We start from the raw sequence: 19,068 nt of genomic DNA on the forward strand, positions 1-19,068 counted from the left end.
CGCTACACCGCCTCGAGTATGCCGCGCCGCATGACGCCGACCAGATCCAACTCCCGATTCAGCAGCACGAGATCGGCCCGCAGCCCCGGACGCAGCTGACCGACCTCGGTCAGGCCCAATGCGGCGGCCGGTGTCGCCGCCGTCATCCGGACGGCCGCGACGAGCGCCGCATCCGGATCGGGTCCGGCGGTGCGCGCGGCGGTACGGAAGAGTTGATGCATGGTCGCGGTGCTGCCCGCGATGGTCGACGTCCCGGTGACGTGCGCGACACCGCATGCCACGGTCACCTCGACCGGACCGAGCCGGTACTCCCCGTCGGCGGCGCCCGCCGCGGCCATGGCGTCGGTGACCAGAGCGATCCGCTCGGCACCGATGCTGCGCACCAGATGTGCCGGCAGCGACGGATGCAGGTGCACGCCGTCGGCGATGAGTTCGACCGTCACACCGGGATTTTCGAGCAGCGCGAGGGTCGGTCCCGGTTCCCGGTGGCCGAGCGGGCGCATCGCGTTGAACAGGTGGGTGCCGACGCTGGCGCCCGCATCGATCGCGGCCTTCGTCTGCTCATAGGTCGCGTCCGTATGTCCCACGGCGACAACGACATTCGCGGCCACCAGCCGTTCGATCGCCGCCAGCGCGCCGGGTAGTTCCGGTGCGATCGTCACCATCCGGATCGCGCCGCGGCCCGCGCGCAGCAGCGCGTCGATCTCCGCGAGGTCCGGATCGCGCAGCTGCCGTTGCGCGTGCGCGCCGCGGCGGGCCGGGTTCAGCCACGGGCCTTCCAGATGGATTCCGGCGGCGGTGCCCGCGTCCACCTCGTCGGCGAGTCGGGCTACCGCACCGAGCAATTCGTCCGGCGCGGCGGTCACCAGGCTGGCCATGGTCGTCGTGGTGCCGTGCCGCAGATGGAATCGGGCCGTGGCGCGGATGTCCGCGACGGTGCCCGCCGAATAGGACGCACCGCCACCGCCGTGCACGTGCATATCGACGAATCCGGGCACGACAACGCCATCGGGCAGCTCGATATCCGCCGCGCGGGAAGGTGTTCCGGCGCCGCACGCGTGGATCCTGTTGTCCACCACCTCGATCCAACCGGGTCGGCAGATCCGACCGTCGAGCACCGCGGTGCCCGCGCTGATCAGCGTCACAGCGTCTCGGTCACCTTCTTCAGCCCGCGCGGCCGGTCCGGATCGCCGCCGCGGGCGATCGCCAGGTGCAGCGCGAGCTGTTGCAGCGGAAGGATTTCCAGCAGCGGCGAAAGCGGTTCGGGCACACCGGTCGGCAGCACGACCCCGCCCGCCAGGTCGGACACCGCATCGGCCGCGCCGACGCCGAACACATCGGCGCGCAATTCCGCGAGCCGGGCGAGCACCGGCCGCATCGCCGTGCCGCCCGCGCCTTCCGGCACGATCGCCAGCACCGGAACCGAGGGTCGACGGTGGCGAGCGGCCCGTGCAACAGGTCGGCGCCGGAGAACGCCTGTGCCGAAAGGTAAGACGTCTCCATCAGTTTCAGCGCGGCCTCCCGAGCGGTCGGGTACGAGTAGCCGCGCGCCGAGGTGATCAGGCGCTGGGCGAACCGGTACCGCTCGGCGGCCGCGGCCAGACCGGCCCCGGACTCGAGCACCCGGGTGCCGAGCGCGGGCAGCCGATCGGTGTCGGCGCCGTCGCCACCGCGCGCGTAGTCGAGCAGCAGATACAGTGCGAGCAGCTGCGCGGTGTACGACTTGGTCGCCGCCACCGCGCGTTCCGGGCCGGCCAGGATGTCGACGTGGATTTCGGCGGCGGCCGCGAGCGGGGATGCGGGGTTATTGGTGAGCGCGACGGTGAGCGCGCCCTGACGCCTCGCGACCTCGACCGATTGCACCAGGTCGGGCGATCCGCCGGACTGGCTCACCGCGATGAACAGCACATCGCGCAGATCGGGCGCGGAGCCGTAGATGGTCATGGTGGACGGGGAGACGAGCCCGGCGGGCAGTGCGTGCTGGATCTCCACCAGATATTTGCCGTACAGCGCCGCATGATCGCTGGTGCCTCGGGCCACGAACAAGACGAAACGCGGCTGGTATTCGGCGATTCGGGCGGCGGCCTGCCGGATGGCGTCGGTGCCCTCGCTGAGCAGCCGCTGCCAGGCCGCGGGCTGTTCGGAGATCTCGGCCGCCATGAGCGCGCCGGGCTGGTCCTGGTCGGGCCCGCCCGTCGCCCGACCACCGCCCTCATCGAATCGCTACGCGATGCTGTATTCATTTCACTCCTTGATGTGGTTGGCAAGTTTCGAGCAGGCCCCGCGCCAGCCGCAGTGCGCCGTGCACCGGGTCGGCATCGAGTACCCGCATATCGTCGATACCCCGCTCGGCCAGGGTGCGACGCAGTTCGCGTTGCAGCAGCGGTTCGTTCACCGCGAGTCCGCCCGCGGCGATCACCGGTCCGGCGCAGCGCAGCCTGCCGGTGACGGTGCCGACGAGATCGGCGAGGTCGGTGACCGCCTGAGCGACGATCGCCCGCGCCACCGGATCACCGGCCGCCGCCAGTTCGAGCACCACGTGCGCGCGCCGAGCCCAGTATCTGCGGTCGGAGTTGTTGTAGAAGTGTTCGAGCAGTTGTTCCGTAGAGCGCAGACCGCATTCGGCGGCCATGGCCAACCCGAGACGGTCCGCGGGTTCGCCGCGGTCGATCCGGGCCAGCGCGGCGCGCACCGCCTGGCGGGCCACCCAGTACCCGCTGCCCTGATCACCCAGCTGATAACCCCAGCCGCCCGCACGTGCCGTGCGCCCGGCGTACCTGCCCCAGGCGACCGAGCCGGTCCCCGAGATGAGCACGACGCCCTCGTCCACCCCGGCGGCGGCGAGCACCAGCTCGCTGTCGTGCACCACCTGAATCTCCGCGTGCGGCAACCGTTCTGACAGCAGCTCCCGCAACCGGTCGCGCATCTCCGGGGTATCCGCGCCCGCGGCTCCCGCGCACACCGCCCGAATGTCGTGCTCGCCAACGGCTTCCAGGATCACGTCGAGCTGACGGCCCGCTTCGGCCCGGCCGACCGAGGCGATATTGGCACTGCCCGCCCGCGCCCGCGCGATGACGATCCCGGCCTCGGCCAGCACCGCCATCGTTTTCGAGCCGCCGATATCCAGTCCGAGAACGGCGTTCATCGCCGCACCTTCGCACCCGGCCAGCGCGCGCCGTTCTCCCAATACTCCTGGATCTCCTCCAGCCTGCGGCCCCTGGTTTCCGGCGCCAGCCGGTACACGAAGCCGAACCCGAACACCGCGAGCGCCCCGAACACCGCGAATGTGCCAGCGCCACCGAGGGATTCGAGCATGGTCAGGAAGAAGCCCGCGACGATCGCATTGGCGACGAGATCGGTGGTGAGCATCGCGCTCGAACCCATCGACCGCAGCCGCGCCGGAAAGCTCTCGCCCGCATAGACCCACACCAGCGAGCCGAAGCCGAAGGTGAAGCCGACGGTGAACAGCAGCACCCCGCCGAAGCCGAGAACCGTGAGCACACCGCCGAATTCGGATCCGGCCGTGAAGACCGCGATCAGCACGACATTCGCCGCGATCATCATCGCGATGCCGGACAACAGGATCGGCCGCCGACCGACCCGGTCGACCAGCAGCAGTGCGACGAGCACCGCGGCCAGCGCCGCGACCTGCACCAGTGCCGGCAATACGAGCAGTGCGAAATAGCCGTGGAAACCCATCGCCTCGAACAGTCGCGGACTGTAGTAGACGATGGCGTTCTACCGGTGATCTGGATGAAGAACCCGAGCCCGACCACGAAGACGGTCGCCCGCAGGTAGGGGCGCCGCAGCATTTCGCGCAGGGCGCCGCGGGATTCCTCGGACAGGCCGCGCTGGATTTCGGCGAGTTCGGTTTCGATATCCGCGCTCGGATCCACCCGCAGCAGCACCCGGCGCGCCTGTTCGATCCGGCCCTTCATCACGTACCAGCGCGCGGTGTCGGGCAATCCGATCAGCAGCGCCGTGGTGAAGACCGCAGGGATCGCCGCGAGACCGAGCATCCAGCGCCAACTGTGCGATCCGGCCAGCAGGTAGGCCGCCAGATATCCGATGACGATGCCGATCACCGTCGCCATCTGATAGGCGACGAGCAGCGCGCCGCGCACCCGCACAGGCGCGGCCTCCGCCACGAAAACCGGGACCACCACGACCGAGATACCGATCGTGATCCCGAGCGCCAGCCTGGCGGCCACCAACATGGGCAGCGCGGTCGAGAACGCGGACAGCAGCGCGAACGCCCCGTAGGTCGCGGCGACCAGAACCATGGATCGCTTACGGCCGATCCGGTCGGCGAGCATGCCGCCGCCGATCGCGCCCGCGATCTCCCCGATCACCACCGCGGTGGTCAGCAGCTCCTGCTGATGGGTGGTCAGGCCGAATTCGTCGGTGATGAACAGCAGCGCACCCGCGATATTGGACAGGTCGTAGCCGTAGATCACCCCGACGCTGGCGGCCGCGACCCCGACCAGCACGCCAAGCCGGGGCGCTGCCCGCAGCTCGTCAACGAACCGCATATCTTCGCCTCTCACCGTTGATCAGGGGAAGGAATTGGTGTACACCAATTTGTCGGACACGAGATTGGCATACACCAATTCGACCGTCAAGCGGAGGGTTGAGCGGTAGGTTCTACGCATGGGTAACGACACCGGGGCCGCCCTGCGATCCACGCAGCCCCAGCCCCGCTATTACGACACCAAACTGGCCCTGCGCGAGCTCATCGGCACGATGCGGTCGTCGAGCCCGCTCCCGCCGGAACGCACACTCGCCGAACAACTCGGCACGTCACGGACCACGCTGCGCAAAGCGCTCGCCGAACTCGCCGCCGAGGGGGTGCTGCGCCGGGTACAGGGCAGCGGCACCTTCGTCGCGCCGCCGAAGGTGGTGCACATCCGGCAGCTGACCTCGCTCACCGATGATCTGCAGGCCCGCGGCCAGCAGATCGGCTCCCAAATCCTGTCGCTGACGCGGGTGCCCGCCGACGAGACCGTCGCCGAACAACTCGCCATCGCCCCCGGCCGCCGGGTGCACCGCCTCGAGCGCCTGCGCTCGGTCGCGGATGAACCACTGGTCTTCGAAATCGCCTATCTTGCCGACCGATTGCCGAAGCTGGAACGGCATCTCACCGAGAAGGGTTCGCTCTATGCCACCCTGCGCGAGTGCTACGGCATCGAGGTGGCCGCGGTGGAGGACACCGTCGAAACCGCGCTCACCACACCCACCGAGGCGAATCTGCTGCACGTCGCGACCGGATCGCCGATTCTGCTCGTCCACCGGCGCGCCTGCGATCCGGCCGGACGCCCGATCGAATGGACCCGTTCGGCCTTCCGCGGCGACCGATTCCGATTCGTCGCCCGCGCCTGATCGGCGCCGTCGGCGAAGCCGTCCGCAGCCCACGCACGGCCGGAGCGTAATCCGTTGCGGCATCAGGCATTTCGTGGTCTGATCAGGCCGGATTCATATGCGAGCACGACGGCTTGGGCGCGGCTGCTGAGCTGAAGTTTCGTCATCGCGCGGTACAGGTGGGTTTTGACGGTGCCGTCGCTGACGCTGAGGTGGCTGGCGATCTCGGTATTCGATATGCCGGTGCCGACCAGCCGGAGCACCTCGATCTCCCGGGTGGTCAGCGCGGCCAGATCCGGATGCGGTTGCCTGCGCAGGTCGGTCCGGTTCGCGAACTCCTCGATCAGCCGCCGGGTGACGGTCGGCGCGAGCAGTATGTCGCCCGCGGCGACCGCGTGGATCGCGGCCAGAACCTGTTCTGGCGAGGCGTCTTTCAGCAGAAATCCGGACGCGCCCGCACGCAGCGCGGTGTAGACGTATTCGTCGAGATCGTATGTGGTCAAGATGAGTATCTGCGGCCGGTAGGTGGTCGCCGCGGCGAGGATGCGTTCGGTGGCGGTGATGCCGTCGGTGCCGGGCATGCGGATATCCATCAGGACCACATCGGGTCGATGGGCCGCCGCCATGGCGATCGCCTCGTCACCGGTGGCGGCCTCGCCCGCCACCTCGAGTTGTGGGCTCGAGCGGATCAGCGCGGCCAGACCGCCACGGACGAGTGGCTGGTCGTCAACGACCAATACGCTGGTCACCCGACCGCCCATCGCCCGCGGACCGGGTGGTCCCCTCCGGTCCGCGGGCGACGGTCCCGGCGGACATCGGCAGCGTCAGCACAACTCCAAACCCCTTCTGCACCTGGGTATTTGCGGTGAGTGTACCGCCGTACAGCCTGGCTCGCTCCCGCATACCGATCAGCCCGTGCCCCTGAGTGGCCGAATTCCCGCCCGGCACAGCGCCTCTGCCGTCGTCGACGATCCGTACCACCACCTCGGACGGGCGGAAATCGACGGTCACGGCGGCGTGCGCGGCGCCCGCGTGTTTGAGCACGTTGGTGAGCGATTCCTGGACGACCCGATAGATGCACAGTTCGGCGCCCGAGGTCAGTTCGCGGACGGCCCCGGTGACGGCGAGGGTGGTCGGCACGCCCGCCGCGGTGATGCCGTCCACGAGCTCGCCGAGCCGATCGATGCCGGGCTCCACTTCGAGCAGTTTCGCGTTCGGTGGATGATCGGGGTCGAGACGGAGCAGGGTCAGCAGCCGCCGCATATCCTCCATGGCTTTTCCGCTGGCATCGCCGATGGCCTGTACGGCGGTGTAGGCGGTGCCGGGATCGGTGTGGAAGACGTAGCGCGCCAGACCGGCCTGAATCGAGATCGCCGACATGTGGTGTGCCACAACATCGTGCAGTTCCCGTGCGAGCCGGACCCGCTCCTCGACGACCGCGCGACGGGCACGCTCGATTCGGTCCCGCTCCAGCTGCTCGGTCAATGCCGCCAGCCGTTCGTTGCGCTCGTCCAGCACCCGTTTCAGATTCCCCAACGCCCATGCGCCCGCACTGAACATCGGTGCGAGGGCCAGGATCAGCCACAGCGCGACCGCTCCGGTGATCATTGCCGCGAAGATCTGGGTGGCGACGTGCAGTGCGGCCGCCGGGATCGACCTGGTCGGCCGGTAACGCGTGGCGACCGTGTACAGCGCCCATAACGAACCCGAACCGTTCAACGCCTCCCAATATCCCGACGCCGCGAACAGCGACATACCGGCGCAACAGACCACCAGCGCCGTGATCGGCGCCCGGCGGCGCAGCATCACCGGCAGATTCGCGACCGCGATGAAGGCGGCGCCGAGTACATCCAGCCGCAACGGCCCCGTCGCATAGTTACTGCCCGCCGCCAGCAACACCATCGCGGTGATGACGATCGACCCGCCGATATCGAGCAGCAATGGCGCCGCAGCCTTCCAACGCCGTCCCGGCGCCGCACCGCTCCACACCGGATCACCATATTCCGGCACCGGTCGCGCGGTCATCAACCGACGGTGTGCTGCCGCCTACCACCACGGTTGACCCGGACTACCGAACCGGTTGCGCGGACCGATGGCGCAATATGTGGGGTCTATGTCGTTGACGCCATCGTCGGAGCTCGGAGATCCTGGAGGCGTGCAGCAGCGGCGGATCGTTTTCGTAGTCTTCGATCGATTCCAGTCGTTGGACCTCGTCGGACCGATGGAGGTCTTCGACGCGGCGAATCAACGCGCGGACCAGATCTACGATGTGCGCGTCATGGCGGCGCGGGCCGGGACGGTGCAGGCCAGCAACGGCCTGGGAATCATTGCCCCGCACGGGGTTCGGGATCTCCCGCCCGAGCGGATCGATACGGTCGTCGTGGTCGGCGGCTCCGGCGTGTACCAGGCGGTCGACGAGACCGACCTCACGCGGTGGCTGCGGGCCGCATGCACCGGCGCCCGGCGCATCGCGTCGGTCTGCAGTGGCGCGTTTCTGCTCGCGGCGGCAGGACAGCTCGACGGCTGCCGGGTGACCACCCACTGGTCTCGGGCGCGGCAGCTGGCCGCCGAATATCCCAGGGTGCTCGTCGATCCCGATCCGATCTTCATCAACAGCGGCAAGGTATGGACCTCGGCGGGCGTAACCGCGGGGATGGATCTCGCCCTGGCGTTGGTCGAGAACGACCTCGGCCACGAAGTGGCACATGCGGTGGCGCGTCACCTGGTGCTGTTCCTGCGGCGCCCCGGAAACCAGTCCCAGTTCAGTGCGGCGTTGAGCACACCGCCCGCGACCAGCGACCCGATCCGCATGGTCGTATCCAGAATTCACGCCCGCCCCGGCGACCGGCACCGCCTCGACGATCTCGCCCGCTACGCCGGGCTCAGCACGCGACATCTGCAACGGCGATTCACCGCCGAACTGGGTATCGCGCCGGCGGGCTATCTGGAGCGCGTACATCTGGAAGCCGCGCAGCGAGCGCTCACCGAAAGTGACGACCCCCTCGAAACCGTCGCGCGCCGTTGCGGATTCGGCACCGCCGAATCCATGCGCCGAACCTTCCACCGCCACCTGGGCATCGCCCCGTCCGATTACCGAGACCGGTTCTCTTCCAACACAACCCGGATCTGATTCCGACAACCCTGGAGCAGCCATGACCACATACGGACTATTGATCTTCGACAACGCCGAGGAACTCGATATCGTCGGCCCGTGGGAGGTGTTCACCGCCTCGGCGGCACAGCGCGGCGACGCCGATACCGCCGTGCTGATAGCCGAACAGCCGCAACCGATTCGCTGCGCGAAGGGGATGCGAATGATTCCCGATCACACCCTCGACGACCACCCGCCCCTGGACGTGGTCCTGGTCCCCGGTGGCGCCGCGGCCCGGGAAACCTTGCCGCAGAACAAGAATGTCATCGACTGGCTGGTCCAGACCTCGGCCACCGCCGCTTGGACCACCTCGGTGTGCACCGGCGCATTCCTGCTCCGCGCGGCCGGTCTCACCCACGGTCGGCGCGTCGCCACCCACTGGGCCTACGAGGATCGGCTCGAAGCCCTCGGCGACCACACCGTCGTGCGCGACGCCCGCTACGTGGTCGACGGAAACCTGCTCACCAGCCAGGGCGTATCCGCGGGCATCGACAGCGCCCTGTGGCTGGTGGGAGCCCTGCACGGCCGCGACCACGCCCGCGCGGTCCGCCGCGTCCTCCAATACGAGCCCGCGCCGCCCTACCTCGCCGACGAACCACTGCCGACGCCCCGCTGACTCGACCTCAGACCAGCTCGGACTTGTAATAGATGCTGGCCACTCGCGCTCCCACTTGGCCCGAGGCGAATCCGAAGCACAAATGTGGTGCGCCGGAGTCGATTCGGATGGCCATGCCCTCCGGTTCGCGATAGTCCAGTGATTTGCCCGCTCGGCTGAGTTCGTGTTGGATCCGCTGTCCGGTGCGTAGGTCGACGCTGGTGATGTAGGTGTTGCCGGGTGCGGGATTCGAGTCGCTGTACGGGTCGCCGGACAGCAGGTAGAGGTAGTTTCCGTAGGTGGTGTGTCCTTGGAAGGTGCCGAGGCCGTCCGGTTGGGCGATGTCGTACAACCGCGTCGGCGAGCCCGCTTCGACGGCCGCCAGGTCGAACACCGCGTACCGGAAGGCGCCCGCCTGCTCATAGCGCATGGTCAGGTGGTTGGTCGAGGGATCGATCGCCGGGGTCGTCTTGATCGCGCCGGGGACCAGGGTGTACTTGGTGAGTTCCGCCGACGATGTGGTCAGCGTCGCGCCGTCGGCGAACTCGAATCTGGCGATCCGGTTACCCTGGGTGACATCTCCGTCGCCGGGCGGCGCGGCATCGGTTTCCGTCCACAGATATGCGGACGACCCTGCGGGCTCCACCCCGATCTGGACGCCGTGGCCGAAGCCCATCAGATACATATGCCCGAGGATCTCCCCGCTCATCGACAGCTTGGTCAGGCACATATCCCCCGCCGCGCCGGAACCCGAGCCGTTCTTCAACTGCACCGCGTAGATATGCCCGTTGTCGTTGTCGAATGCGAAGGACTGCAACACCGTTCGGTCGTGCAACGCCCGCTGCCGGATCAGCATCGCCGAAGGCGCGGTGAGCTCGAAGCGCCCGTCGACGGGCGCGGCATCCGAAAGTCCGCGATCCGCGACGGTCAGCGCGACCGTCGCCGCGCCCAACTTCAACACTCCTCGGCGAGATATGGTCATCGACACGTCCATTCGGAGAGGTTCGTTTCGCTGGCCGAACAAGTCGGATCATGCCCGCCCGCTCCCCGGCGCCACCATCGTCAATCCGCCAACCCACCGCCCGATCACCTGGTCGAACGCACCAACCGGCCGCCGCGTTTGGCCGCTCGGTTCCCGGGGTATCGCGGCCCCGTGGCCCAACCCGCGGATGCTCGACTCGGTTTGCCGGCCGCCATCTCGGTGGCGCTGTTCGATCTAGACGGTGTGTTGACGAATACCGCAGTCGCGCATCGGCGCGCGTGGCGGGAGGTGTTCGACGGATTTCTGGCGCGCCGGTGCGGGGCCGGGTTCCAGCCGTTCACCGACGACGATTACCTACGGTACGTCGATGGGCGGCCGCGGGCGGACGGGGTCCGAGAGTTCCTGCGCTCCAGGAGTATTGCCCTACCGGAGGGCGAATCCGGTGACCCGCCCAGCGATTCGAGCGTGCAGGGTCTCGGTAACCGGAAGAATCGGCTGCTGCTTTCGATCATCGATCGCGAAGGCGTGCACGTGTATCCGGGTGCGGTGAAGTATTTGTCCGCGGTGCGCGCCGCGGGGCTGAAGATCGGCGTAGTGACCTCGTCGGCCAATGCGGTCGCCGTCTTGGCCGCCGCCGGTCTCACCCGATTCGTCGACGCGCGGATCGATGCGCAGGAGATCGCGCGGCGCGGACTGCGCGGCAAACCGGCGCCGGACGCGTTCCGCGCCTGCGCGGAAGCACTCGGCGTGCGACCGCCGCGAGCGGCGGTTTTCGAGGATGCCGTCGCCGGGGTCGCGGCGGGCCGGGCCGGGGATTTCGGCTTCGTGGTCGGCGTCGACCGAACCGGCGACGGTGCGCATGCCGAGGCGTTGCGCGCGGCCGGTGCGGATATGGTCGTCGCCGATCCGGCGGAGCTGGCGCGATGACCGCGGGGTTCGAGATCGCGCCGTGGCAATTGCGCTGGTGCGGAATGGATTTCGACAGGCTGCACCGCGCGGAGTCGATATTCGCACTGGCCAATGGTCATCTGGGCCTGCGCGGCACCCTGGACGAGGGTGAGCCGATCGGGCTGCCCGGCACCTACCTCAACGGATTCTACGAAACACGGCAATTGCCTTATGCGGAAACCGGATTCGGCTATCCGGAACAGGGCCAGACCGTGGTGAACGTGACCGATGGCAAGATCGTCCGGCTGCTCGTCGAGGACGAACCGATGGATATGCGCTACGGCAAGACCATCGATCACGAACGCGTGCTGGACTTCCGGTCCGGCACGATGCGGCGCATGACGGTGTGGACCTCGCCCACGGGTCGCACGGTGCGCATTCGCTCGGAGCGGCTGGTGTCGTTCACCGAACGCGCGCTTGCGGCGATCCGGTACGAGGTGCAGCCGCTCGACGCCGATCTGGAGCTGGTCGTCCAATCGGATCTGCTCGCCAACGAGCCGGTGGAGACCACGCCCGGCGACCCCAGACTCGCTGCGGCACTCGACCGCCCGCTCGTCGCGGATTTCGCCGCGGCGCACGACCTCGCCGCGGTCCTCGCCCATCACACCCGCGGTTCCGGGCTGCGGATGGCCGCCGGTATGGATCATGAACTCGACTTCGCCGGGTCCGCACGATGCGATGTGCGCGCAGGCGAGGATCTGGCCCGGGTGACGATCGCGGCCGACGTACCCGAGGGTCAGCGGCTGTGCCTGACGAAATACTGTGCGTACGGCTGGTCGAGCAGGCGCTCGACGCCCGCGTTGCGGGCCCAGGTGGATGCGGCGCTGGCCGCGGGCCTCGACACCGGCTGGGATAGGTTGCTGGCCCGCCAGCGCGCCTACCTCGACGAGTTCTGGCGCACCGCCGATATCGAGATCGATGGCGATCCGGAACTCCAACAGGCCGTGCGGTTCGCGCTGTTCCATATCCTGCAGGCGGGTGCGCGCGGTGAGACCCGCGCGATTCCGGCGAAGGGCCTCACCGGACCGGGCTACGACGGCCATTCATTCTGGGACACCGAGACTTTCGTACTTCCGGTGCTCACCTACACGGTGCCGAACGCGGCCGGGGACGCGCTGCGCTGGCGCCATGCCACGCTGGACAAGGCGCGACGGCGGGCCCGCGAACTCGGCCAGCCGGGGGCCATGTTCCCGTGGCGTTCCATCAACGGCGACGAGGGCTCCGGCTATTGGCCGACCGCGACAGCAGCCGTGCACGTCGATGCCGATATCGCCGACGCCACCGTCCGATATCTCGCCGCCACCGGTGATGAGCCGTTCGAAACCGACTGCGGCGTAGAACTTCTGGTCGAAACCGCGCGGTTGTGGGCCGGTATCGGCCACTTCGATCCCTCGGGTGATTTCCGGATCGATGGCGTGACCGGGCCCGACGAGTATTCCGCGCTGGCCGACAACAACATCTACACGAATCTGATGGCGCAGCGGAATCTGCACGAGGCCGCACAGGCCTGCGCCCGCCGTCCGGACGTGGCGGGGCGGTTGGGTGTCTCCGCCGAGGAGACCGCCCGCTGGCGCGACCAAGCGAAACGAATGTCGTTGCCCTACAACGAGGATCTCGGGGTGCACGAGCAGTCCGAGAACTTCACCCGTTACGCGCGCTGGGATTTCGCCGCGACCCCCGCCGAGAACTACCCGTTGCTGCTGCACTATCCGTATTTCGATCTGTACCGCAAACAGGTCGTCAAACAGGCCGACCTGACGCTGGCAATGTATCTGTGCCCCAACGCGTTCACCGCGGAAGAGAAGGTTCGCGACTTCGACTACTACGAGGCGGTGACCGTCCGCGATTCCTCGCTCTCGGCGGGCATCCAGGCGGTGCTCGCCGCCGAGGTCGGGCACCTGTCGCTGGCCTTCGACTACTTCACCGAGGCCGCGCTCACCGACCTGCACGACCTGCACAACAATGCGGCACACGGGCTGCACATCGCCTCGCTCGCCGGAACCTGGATCGCGTGCGTCGGCGGCTTCGGCGGCATGCGCGACAACGACGGTGAGCTGCGCTTCGCGCCTCGGCTGCCCACCGCGCTGAACCGCATCTCGTTCCGAATTGTCTGGCGCGGCAATTGCATTCGCGTCGATATCGATGCTGAGACCGCCACCTATCGGGTGTTGTCCGGCGGTGCGGTCGCGCTGCGGCACCACGGCGAGCGCCACACGATCGGCGATGCCTCGACGAGACTCCCGATTCCGCAGCGCCCGCCCCGGCCGGGCCCACGACTGCCACACGGACGCGAGCCCTACCGCAGGCCCTGAACACTTCTCGCAAATCCGGCACTCGGCGAACAACGAATGTTCAGCGATCGACTATCCACGGCCACCGGCGAAAAGGAGTACGGGATGCGCGCTGTCACCGTGTCGTCCTTCGGCGCGCCCGCCGAACTCACCGCGACCGACCGGCCGGCGCCCGGCCGCGACGAACTGCTGGTCCGGGTGGAGGCGGCCGCGCTCAACCCGGTCGACCGGCGCATCGCGAACGGCGATCTGCGCGTTCGGCTGCCGCATCGTTTTCCGCTGGTGCCGGGAACCGACGGCGCCGGTGTCGTCGTCGGAATGGGCAGCCGGGTAACGGGATTCCGCATCGGCCAACGCGTCGCGGGCAGATTCGACACCCCGCCGCTCGGACGCGGCTGCTTCGCCGAATACGCCGTGATCTCGGCGCACGGGCTCGTCGCCGCGATCCCCGATGGGCTGTCGGCGCATATCGCGGCGGCGGTTCCGGTGGCCGGGACCGCCGCGCATTGCCTGTCCCAGTGGGTGGGCACCGAAGGCCGTAAGACGGTGTTGATCGTCGGTGCGGCCGGGGGCGTCGGATCCTTTCTGGTGCAGCTGGCCGCCCTGCACGGCGGCTACGTCATCGCGACCGCACGGCGCCAGGACGTCGAACGACTGCGCGCACTGGGTGCGGCGGAGGTGGTCGAATACACCGAATCCGTTGTGCTCGACCAGGTTACGGCCGGTTACCCGGATGGCGTCGACGTCCTGATAGATCTGGTCGGCACTCCGGCACAATTCCGGGTATTCGCCCGCACCGTTCGCCCCGGCGGCGTCGCACTGAGCACGACCGCATCCGCCGACGCGACCCACCTGCACCGGCTCGACCTCGAAGGCGGCAACTTCCAGAACACCGCTAGCGCAGGAGATCTCGCCGAACTGCTCCGCGATATCGCGGGCAAACGGATCACTGCGCCGATCGAGCACGCGGTCCGTCTCGACGACGTACCCGCCCTCCTCGGGCGGGTGCGCGGCGGCCGGGGCAAGACGATCGTCACGATCTGAAGGGCCCGCTCCCGGCGAATACCTTTGTCGCGAAACGCTCGCCGATGCGCCGGTGGGTCACGGCATCCGGATGCAGGCGGTCGGGCAGCGGCAGCTCCGCGAAATCGGCTTCGCCATACAGCTCCAGACCATCGAGGTAGTGCAGGTTCGGATCATCGCCGGCGCGCCGGGCCACGATGCGAGACAGTTCATCCCTGACTCGGATCAGGGTCAGGCGGGTCGGATCGGCGGGATCGCCGGTGGCGCGGAAAAGCACCGCGCCGTCGACGATTTCGGGTTCGATCGGGCCCGGCGTGTGCTCGTGCATCGGGCACAGGATCGGCGAGACGATCAGCAGCGGCGTGTCCGGGTGGCCGTCGCGGACGGTGTCGAGGAAGCCGTGCACGGCCGAGGCGAGGGTGCGCAGGCGCATGGCGTCGGCGTTCACCAGGTTGATGCCGATGGCCAGGCTGATCGCGTCGGCCGGGGTATCGCGGATGGTGCGGGCGACGAACTGGTCGAGCAGCGCGTTGCCACGCAGTCCCAGATTGATCAGATCGACGCCCGCGGCGCGGGCGGCGATGGCGGCCCATGTCGCGGTGGGGCGTTCGGCGTTGGAGCCGTGGCTGATCGAGCTGCCGTAGTGCAGCCAGGTCCGGTCGCGGACGCGCGCGGGCTCGACCGGCGCGTCGGTGCGCAGGGCGATCAGTTCGGCGACTTCCGTATGCGGCAGCCAGATTTCGATGTCCTTGTCCCCCTCGGGCAGTCCGGCGAAGCGGACGACCCCGGGCGCGCCCACTTCGGTGGCCGTGCCGCCCGCGGCGTCGATCAGATGCACGATCCCGGTGGAAATACTTGCCGCACCGGATAATTCGCCGTCCACGACGAGTTCGTACACACCATCCGGCAGGGCGAGACCATTCGCGAAGGCGATCCGGGTCGGCAGCGCCTCCAGCTCGACAACCGTTGCGCGGGTGCGCAATGCCAGCCGCACCCCGGTGGGCTGGGCCTCGACCATGGTCAGGAAGGTGTCGTCGAATTGCCGCCGCGCCGTCGCGGGCAACCGGTGCGGCAGTACGCCGCGCGGGGTGCGCTCCAGCTCCAGCGCACCGCGCACCAGGCGTTCGTCGATCGGCGTCGCGATCAGGTCGGTCATGATGTCCTCGAATCGTTCAGAGCGTCAATTGATATGTGCGTGAGGCGGTTCCGGAGAACAGGTCGGCGAGTTCGGCGTCCGACGCTCCGGCGGCGAGCCGTTTGAAGGCGTTCCACAGGGTCGCGTAGCCGGTGCCCATCTTCTCCACGGGGAAGTTGCTTTCGAACATGCAGCGCCGCGGGCCGAAGGCATCGATACACACGTCGAACCATGGATGCCACAGGGCAGCAAGCTCTTTCGAGGTCGGCGGCACAGCGGCACCGAGGTAGTCGTACGCGGCGGCACAGCCTAGAATGCCGCCGAGCTTGCACACGACATTCGGCCTGCGGGCGAGCGCGCGAATTCCCCGCTCCCACTTCGCGAAATGCTCCGCGCGCCGGTCAGCGTACGGGCCGAAGCCGAGCGGGCCACCGCAGTGGTCCAACACCAGCCGCACCTGTGGCAGCGCGTCGGCCAGTTCAGCCGCATCATCCAACTGCGGGAAGAGCAACCAAAGGTCCAGCGCCAGATCGAATTCCGCAACCGTGCGGGCGCCCGCACGAACGTCAGGCTCGGCCAGCAGGTGCGGGCGGGCGGTGGGCGGCCCGAGCCGGATTGCCGGGCTCGGATCCCAGCTCGCGTTGTACCGCACACCGCGGAACCTGCCCTGCCCGGCGGAAATATGCGCCTCGAGCACTCGGCCGACGGCGGCCCCGAGGCCGAGGTCCGCCGCGCCGATGATCCCCGCCGCCACCCGCGTCGGACCGTGAGTCTCGGCGGTCCAGGCCGCAATATGTTCGGTCTCCCCCACCGGGCGCAGCTCCGGCGGCCCGTCGGTGCGGTAGGCGCAATGACATTCGGCGTGCACCGTGGCCGTCACCCGATGGCCGCTACCGATATCCGTCGCGAGATCCGAAGTGGTGTAACGGAATCCAAGCGAATCGCCCAGATGGTGGTGCGGATCGACGATGGGCAGTTCGGGTAGCAGGATCTCCTCCGGTTCCTGCCGGGCCAGCCAATGCTCGTCGGGCGGATAGATCCGGCCGAATCGAGTCGGTCGCGTGCTCATAAGACCCCACGGTATTTCAGCTAGAGACTCTAGGCAAATAACTTGATCACCTATACCTTAGGCTTGGGCTCATGGCACGCGCCCGTTTGAACACCGACACATTGATCCAGGCGGCGGCGGAGATGGCCGACGAGGTCGGCTTCGACAACGTCACCGTGATGGCGCTGGCCCGCCGCTTCGGCGTCAAGGACGCGAGCCTCTATTCGCATCTCAAAAACGTGCGCGACCTGCGCGAACGCCTGGCCGGATCGGCACTGACCGAACTCGCCGACCGAGCCGCCGACGCATTGGCAGGCCGCTCCGGCAAGGAGGCGCTCATCGCCTTCGCGGGCGCCTACCGCGACTACGCCAAAAAACATCCGGGCCGCTACGCCGCCTGCCTCCTCGATATCGACGCCGATTCACCCGCCGCCGCGCCCGCCCGCAGGCACGCCGAACTCACCCGCGCCCTGCTGCGCGGCTACAAACTCGCCGAACCCGATCAGACCGATGCCGTCCGATTCGTCAGCGGCGCATTCCACGGCTACGTCGGCCTCGAGAAATCCGGCGGCTTCCGCCACCACCCCCGCGACACCGACGCCTCCTGGACCCGCGCCCTCGACGCCCTCGACTCCGTCCTGCGCAACTGGCCGCCCGCCGACCCGAGCGCGCGCGAATAATCGTTTGGCCGGACGGCTCGCCGAATATAAGCTCCCGACCGTGAATTACCGGTTCTTCCTCTGATTCCCACGGGCACTGCTGCGCCGACGGCGGCGAGCAACCCACATCGATGACCCGGCACCCACCACGTGCCCCCATCGAATCAAGGTGCACCCCTGCGGTTCTCGCGTATCCGAGACACGGGTGTGCCCGGAGGAAGAACATGAACATCTCGACTCACCCTGCCCGCGAACGGGCACAGCTGAGCTGCTCGGGCATCCGTGTCGAACGCGGTGATCGCGTCGTGCTCGACGGCGTGGACATGACGGTGACGCCGCGCTCGCGGTGGGGCATCGTCGGCGAGAACGGCCGCGGCAAATCCACCCTTCTGCATGTCCTCGCCGGTGAACTGGCACCCGACGCGGGCGCCGTACACCGAGTCGGCTCGCTGAGCTTGGCCACCCAGGAAATGCCCGCCGACGACGAACGCACCATCGGCGACGCCATCGACGAACAGCTCGCCCCGGCCCGGGCGGCCCTGCACCGCCTCGATGCGGCCACCGCCGCCCTCGCCACCGAACAGCCTTGCGCGGCAGACGAATACAGTGCGGCCCTCGACCTGGTGCAGCTCCTCGACGCCTGGGACGCCGACCGGCGGGTCGATATCGCGCTGGCGGGACTCGGTGCGATCACCGATCGAGAACGACCGCTCGCGACCTTGTCGGTCGGACAGCGGTATCGGGTCCGGCTGGCCGTAATGCTCGGCGGCACAGCCGATTTCCTGCTGCTCGACGAACCGACCAACCATTTGGACCATGCCGCACTGGAATTCCTCACCACCCAACTGCGCGCCTTCCACGGCGGCGTCGTGGTGGTGAGCCACGACCGAGCGCTGCTGTCCGACGTGGCCGAGACGATCCTCGATCTGGATCCGACGCGGGACGGCGCACCGCGCGTATACGGCGGCGGCTACTCGGGCTACCGCGAAGGTCGCCGCGCCGAACTCGAGCGCTGGGAACACGAGTACAAGCAGCAGCAGACCGAGCGCGCTCGGCTGGCCGACGATCTGTCGGCCGCGCAGAACCGCCTCGTCACCGGATGGCGGCCGGACAAGGGCACCGGAAAACATCAGCGGGCCACCCGCGCCGGCGCGTTGACCAGATCCGTCCATCGCCGCCAGGACGCGCTCGACCGGCATGCGATCACGGCTCCCGTTCCGCCGCAACGCTTCGCCATGCCGGAACTCCCGTCGCGCTCGGGCGTGACGTTGATTCGCGCCGACAAGGTGACCGTCGACGAGCGGTTGCGCCGCCCCGTCGATCTCGCCATCGATTCCGGTGACCGCCTGATGATCACCGGCGGCAACGGTGCGGGCAAGTCGACGCTGCTCGCGGTGCTCACCGGAACGCTCACGCCGACAACGGGTTCGGTGCACCGCGCCCGCAAGGGTCGCCTCCGGCTGCTGCGCCAGGAGTCCGAGCTGCCGCCGCGACGCCGCGCCCGAGACGTATACGCCACGCACACAGCGCAATTGGTGGCCGATGGGCTACTGCCGGAAGGCGAAGTGGTCCCCTTCTCCACCCTAGGTCTGCTCTCCTCTCGGGATGCGAACAAACCCATCGCCGACCTGTCGATGGGCCAGCGACGCCGCCTCGACTTGGCGCTGGCCCTGGCCGCACGCCCGCATGCGCTCCTACTCGACGAGCCGACCAACCACCTGTCCATCGCACTCGTCGACGAACTCACCGACGCGCTGCACGCCACCGCCGCCGCCATCGTCGTCGCCACCCATGATCGCCAATTCCAGCGCGATGTCGGCGGCTGGCCGCGCTTGAACCTCTAGGCACAGTCGATCGGGCCATTGGGGATTACTTCCC

At 68.3% G+C, this 19,068-nt stretch carries 15 protein-coding genes and 2 pseudogenes; 8 read left to right on the plus strand and 9 right to left on the minus strand.

The window, feature by feature from the left end:
- Nucleotides 1–2: 2 nt before the first annotated feature.
- The 4 genes and pseudogenes from nagA to F5544_RS23725 form a co-directional block, all read right to left on the minus strand.
- Nucleotides 3–1,145 carry an N-acetylglucosamine-6-phosphate deacetylase gene (gene nagA, locus F5544_RS23710; protein ID WP_167475233.1) on the minus strand — a complete coding sequence of 381 codons (1,143 nt, stop codon included), beginning with the start codon at nt 1,143–1,145 and terminating at the stop codon, nt 3–5.
- A pseudogene (locus F5544_RS23715) lies at nt 1,142–2,160 on the minus strand (SIS domain-containing protein). Before F5544_RS23715 ends, nagA begins: the two are co-directional and overlap by 4 nt.
- Before the next feature lie 79 nt (nt 2,161–2,239).
- Complete coding sequence (locus F5544_RS23720) at nt 2,240–3,145, minus strand: N-acetylglucosamine kinase (protein ID WP_167475234.1); 906 nt, start codon at nt 3,143–3,145, stop codon at nt 2,240–2,242.
- Nucleotides 3,142–4,532 (minus strand): annotated as a pseudogene (locus tag F5544_RS23725) (sugar porter family MFS transporter). The gene F5544_RS23720 and the pseudogene F5544_RS23725 overlap by 4 nt, the downstream one beginning before the upstream one ends.
- Before the next feature lie 118 nt (nt 4,533–4,650).
- Between F5544_RS23725 and F5544_RS23730 the strand changes: the two are divergent.
- Nucleotides 4,651–5,379 (plus strand): GntR family transcriptional regulator, encoded by a 729-nt coding sequence (locus F5544_RS23730; protein ID WP_167475235.1) that lies wholly within the window; start codon nt 4,651–4,653, stop codon nt 5,377–5,379.
- A gap of 62 nt (nt 5,380–5,441) precedes the next feature.
- On the opposite strand, the gene F5544_RS23735 is transcribed toward F5544_RS23730, so the two are convergent.
- Nucleotides 5,442–6,119, minus strand: coding sequence for a response regulator (locus F5544_RS23735; RefSeq protein ID WP_167475236.1), 678 nt, complete (start codon nt 6,117–6,119; stop codon nt 5,442–5,444).
- Nucleotides 6,085–7,383 (minus strand): sensor histidine kinase, encoded by a 1,299-nt coding sequence (locus F5544_RS23740; RefSeq protein ID WP_167475237.1) that lies wholly within the window; start codon nt 7,381–7,383, stop codon nt 6,085–6,087. Before F5544_RS23740 ends, F5544_RS23735 begins: the two co-directional genes overlap by 35 nt.
- Nucleotides 7,384–7,471: 88 nt before the next feature.
- Between F5544_RS23740 and F5544_RS23745 the strand changes: the two genes are divergently transcribed.
- Nucleotides 7,472–8,488 (plus strand): GlxA family transcriptional regulator, encoded by a 1,017-nt coding sequence (locus tag F5544_RS23745; RefSeq protein ID WP_275106961.1) that lies wholly within the window; start codon nt 7,472–7,474, stop codon nt 8,486–8,488.
- A gap of 22 nt (nt 8,489–8,510) precedes the next feature.
- Nucleotides 8,511–9,125: a DJ-1/PfpI family protein gene (locus F5544_RS23750; RefSeq protein WP_167475239.1), complete on the plus strand. Its 615-nt coding sequence runs from the start codon at nt 8,511–8,513 to the stop codon at nt 9,123–9,125.
- A 7-nt stretch (nt 9,126–9,132) separates the two neighbouring features.
- Here the strand turns inward: F5544_RS23750 and F5544_RS23755 are convergent, their stop codons facing one another.
- On the minus strand, nt 9,133–10,086 hold the full coding sequence (locus tag F5544_RS23755; protein ID WP_238846610.1) for a hypothetical protein: 954 nt from the start codon (nt 10,084–10,086) through the stop codon (nt 9,133–9,135).
- A 171-nt stretch (nt 10,087–10,257) separates the two neighbouring features.
- Between F5544_RS23755 and F5544_RS46000 the strand changes: the two genes are divergently transcribed.
- The 3 genes from F5544_RS46000 to F5544_RS23770 all read left to right on the plus strand — a co-directional run bounded on the left by F5544_RS46000 (nt 10,258) and on the right by F5544_RS23770 (nt 14,369).
- The gene (locus F5544_RS46000) at nt 10,258–11,013 is read left to right on the plus strand and encodes a beta-phosphoglucomutase family hydrolase (protein WP_238846611.1); all 756 of its coding nucleotides are present in this window, start codon (nt 10,258–10,260) and stop codon (nt 11,011–11,013) included.
- On the plus strand, nt 11,010–13,346 hold the full coding sequence (locus F5544_RS23765) for a glycoside hydrolase family 65 protein (RefSeq protein WP_167475241.1): 2,337 nt from the start codon (nt 11,010–11,012) through the stop codon (nt 13,344–13,346). Before F5544_RS46000 ends, F5544_RS23765 begins: the two co-directional genes overlap by 4 nt.
- Before the next feature lie 84 nt (nt 13,347–13,430).
- Nucleotides 13,431–14,369: an NADP-dependent oxidoreductase gene (locus tag F5544_RS23770; RefSeq protein WP_167475242.1), complete on the plus strand. Its 939-nt coding sequence runs from the start codon at nt 13,431–13,433 to the stop codon at nt 14,367–14,369.
- Here F5544_RS23770 and F5544_RS23775 read toward each other — a convergent pair.
- Entirely contained in the window at nt 14,359–15,504 is a 1,146-nt protein-coding gene (locus tag F5544_RS23775; RefSeq protein WP_167475243.1) for an SGNH/GDSL hydrolase family protein, read from the minus strand. The two genes, F5544_RS23770 and F5544_RS23775, sit on opposite strands and share 11 nt — an antisense overlap.
- Nucleotides 15,505–15,520: 16 nt before the next feature.
- Nucleotides 15,521–16,552 carry an amidohydrolase family protein gene (locus tag F5544_RS23780; RefSeq protein ID WP_167475244.1) on the minus strand — a complete coding sequence of 344 codons (1,032 nt, stop codon included), beginning with the start codon at nt 16,550–16,552 and terminating at the stop codon, nt 15,521–15,523.
- Between the two features lie 71 nt (nt 16,553–16,623).
- On the opposite strand from F5544_RS23780, the gene F5544_RS23785 reads away from it, so the two are divergent.
- Nucleotides 16,624–17,211, plus strand: a complete 588-nt coding sequence (locus tag F5544_RS23785; protein WP_167475245.1) for a TetR/AcrR family transcriptional regulator — start codon at nt 16,624–16,626, stop codon at nt 17,209–17,211.
- A gap of 203 nt (nt 17,212–17,414) precedes the next feature.
- Entirely contained in the window at nt 17,415–19,034 is a 1,620-nt protein-coding gene (locus F5544_RS23790; RefSeq protein ID WP_167475246.1) for an ATP-binding cassette domain-containing protein, read from the plus strand.
- Nucleotides 19,035–19,068: the final 34 nt, after the last annotated feature.

The organism is Nocardia arthritidis, assembly GCF_011801145.1.
Taxonomy (GTDB): Bacteria; Actinomycetota; Actinomycetes; order Mycobacteriales; family Mycobacteriaceae; genus Nocardia; species Nocardia arthritidis_A.

Coding starts and splice junctions, on each gene's coding strand:
- F5544_RS23750 (WP_167475239.1), top strand. CDS start 8,511: ATGACCACATACGGACTATTGATCTTCGACAACGCCGAGGAACTCGAT.
- F5544_RS23770 (WP_167475242.1), top strand. CDS start 13,431: ATGCGCGCTGTCACCGTGTCGTCCTTCGGCGCGCCCGCCGAACTCACC.
- F5544_RS23780 (WP_167475244.1), bottom strand. CDS start 16,552: ATGAGCACGCGACCGACTCGATTCGGCCGGATCTATCCGCCCGACGAG.
- F5544_RS23755 (WP_238846610.1), bottom strand. CDS start 10,086: ATGACCATATCTCGCCGAGGAGTGTTGAAGTTGGGCGCGGCGACGGTC.
- F5544_RS23765 (WP_167475241.1), top strand. CDS start 11,010: ATGACCGCGGGGTTCGAGATCGCGCCGTGGCAATTGCGCTGGTGCGGA.
- F5544_RS23740 (WP_167475237.1), bottom strand. CDS start 7,383: ATGACCGCGCGACCGGTGCCGGAATATGGTGATCCGGTGTGGAGCGGT.
- F5544_RS23735 (WP_167475236.1), bottom strand. CDS start 6,119: ATGGGCGGTCGGGTGACCAGCGTATTGGTCGTTGACGACCAGCCACTC.
- F5544_RS23775 (WP_167475243.1), bottom strand. CDS start 15,504: ATGACCGACCTGATCGCGACGCCGATCGACGAACGCCTGGTGCGCGGT.
- F5544_RS23730 (WP_167475235.1), top strand. CDS start 4,651: ATGGGTAACGACACCGGGGCCGCCCTGCGATCCACGCAGCCCCAGCCC.
- F5544_RS23720 (WP_167475234.1), bottom strand. CDS start 3,145: ATGAACGCCGTTCTCGGACTGGATATCGGCGGCTCGAAAACGATGGCG.
- F5544_RS23785 (WP_167475245.1), top strand. CDS start 16,624: ATGGCACGCGCCCGTTTGAACACCGACACATTGATCCAGGCGGCGGCG.
- F5544_RS23745 (WP_275106961.1), top strand. CDS start 7,472: ATGTCGTTGACGCCATCGTCGGAGCTCGGAGATCCTGGAGGCGTGCAG.
- F5544_RS23790 (WP_167475246.1), top strand. CDS start 17,415: ATGAACATCTCGACTCACCCTGCCCGCGAACGGGCACAGCTGAGCTGC.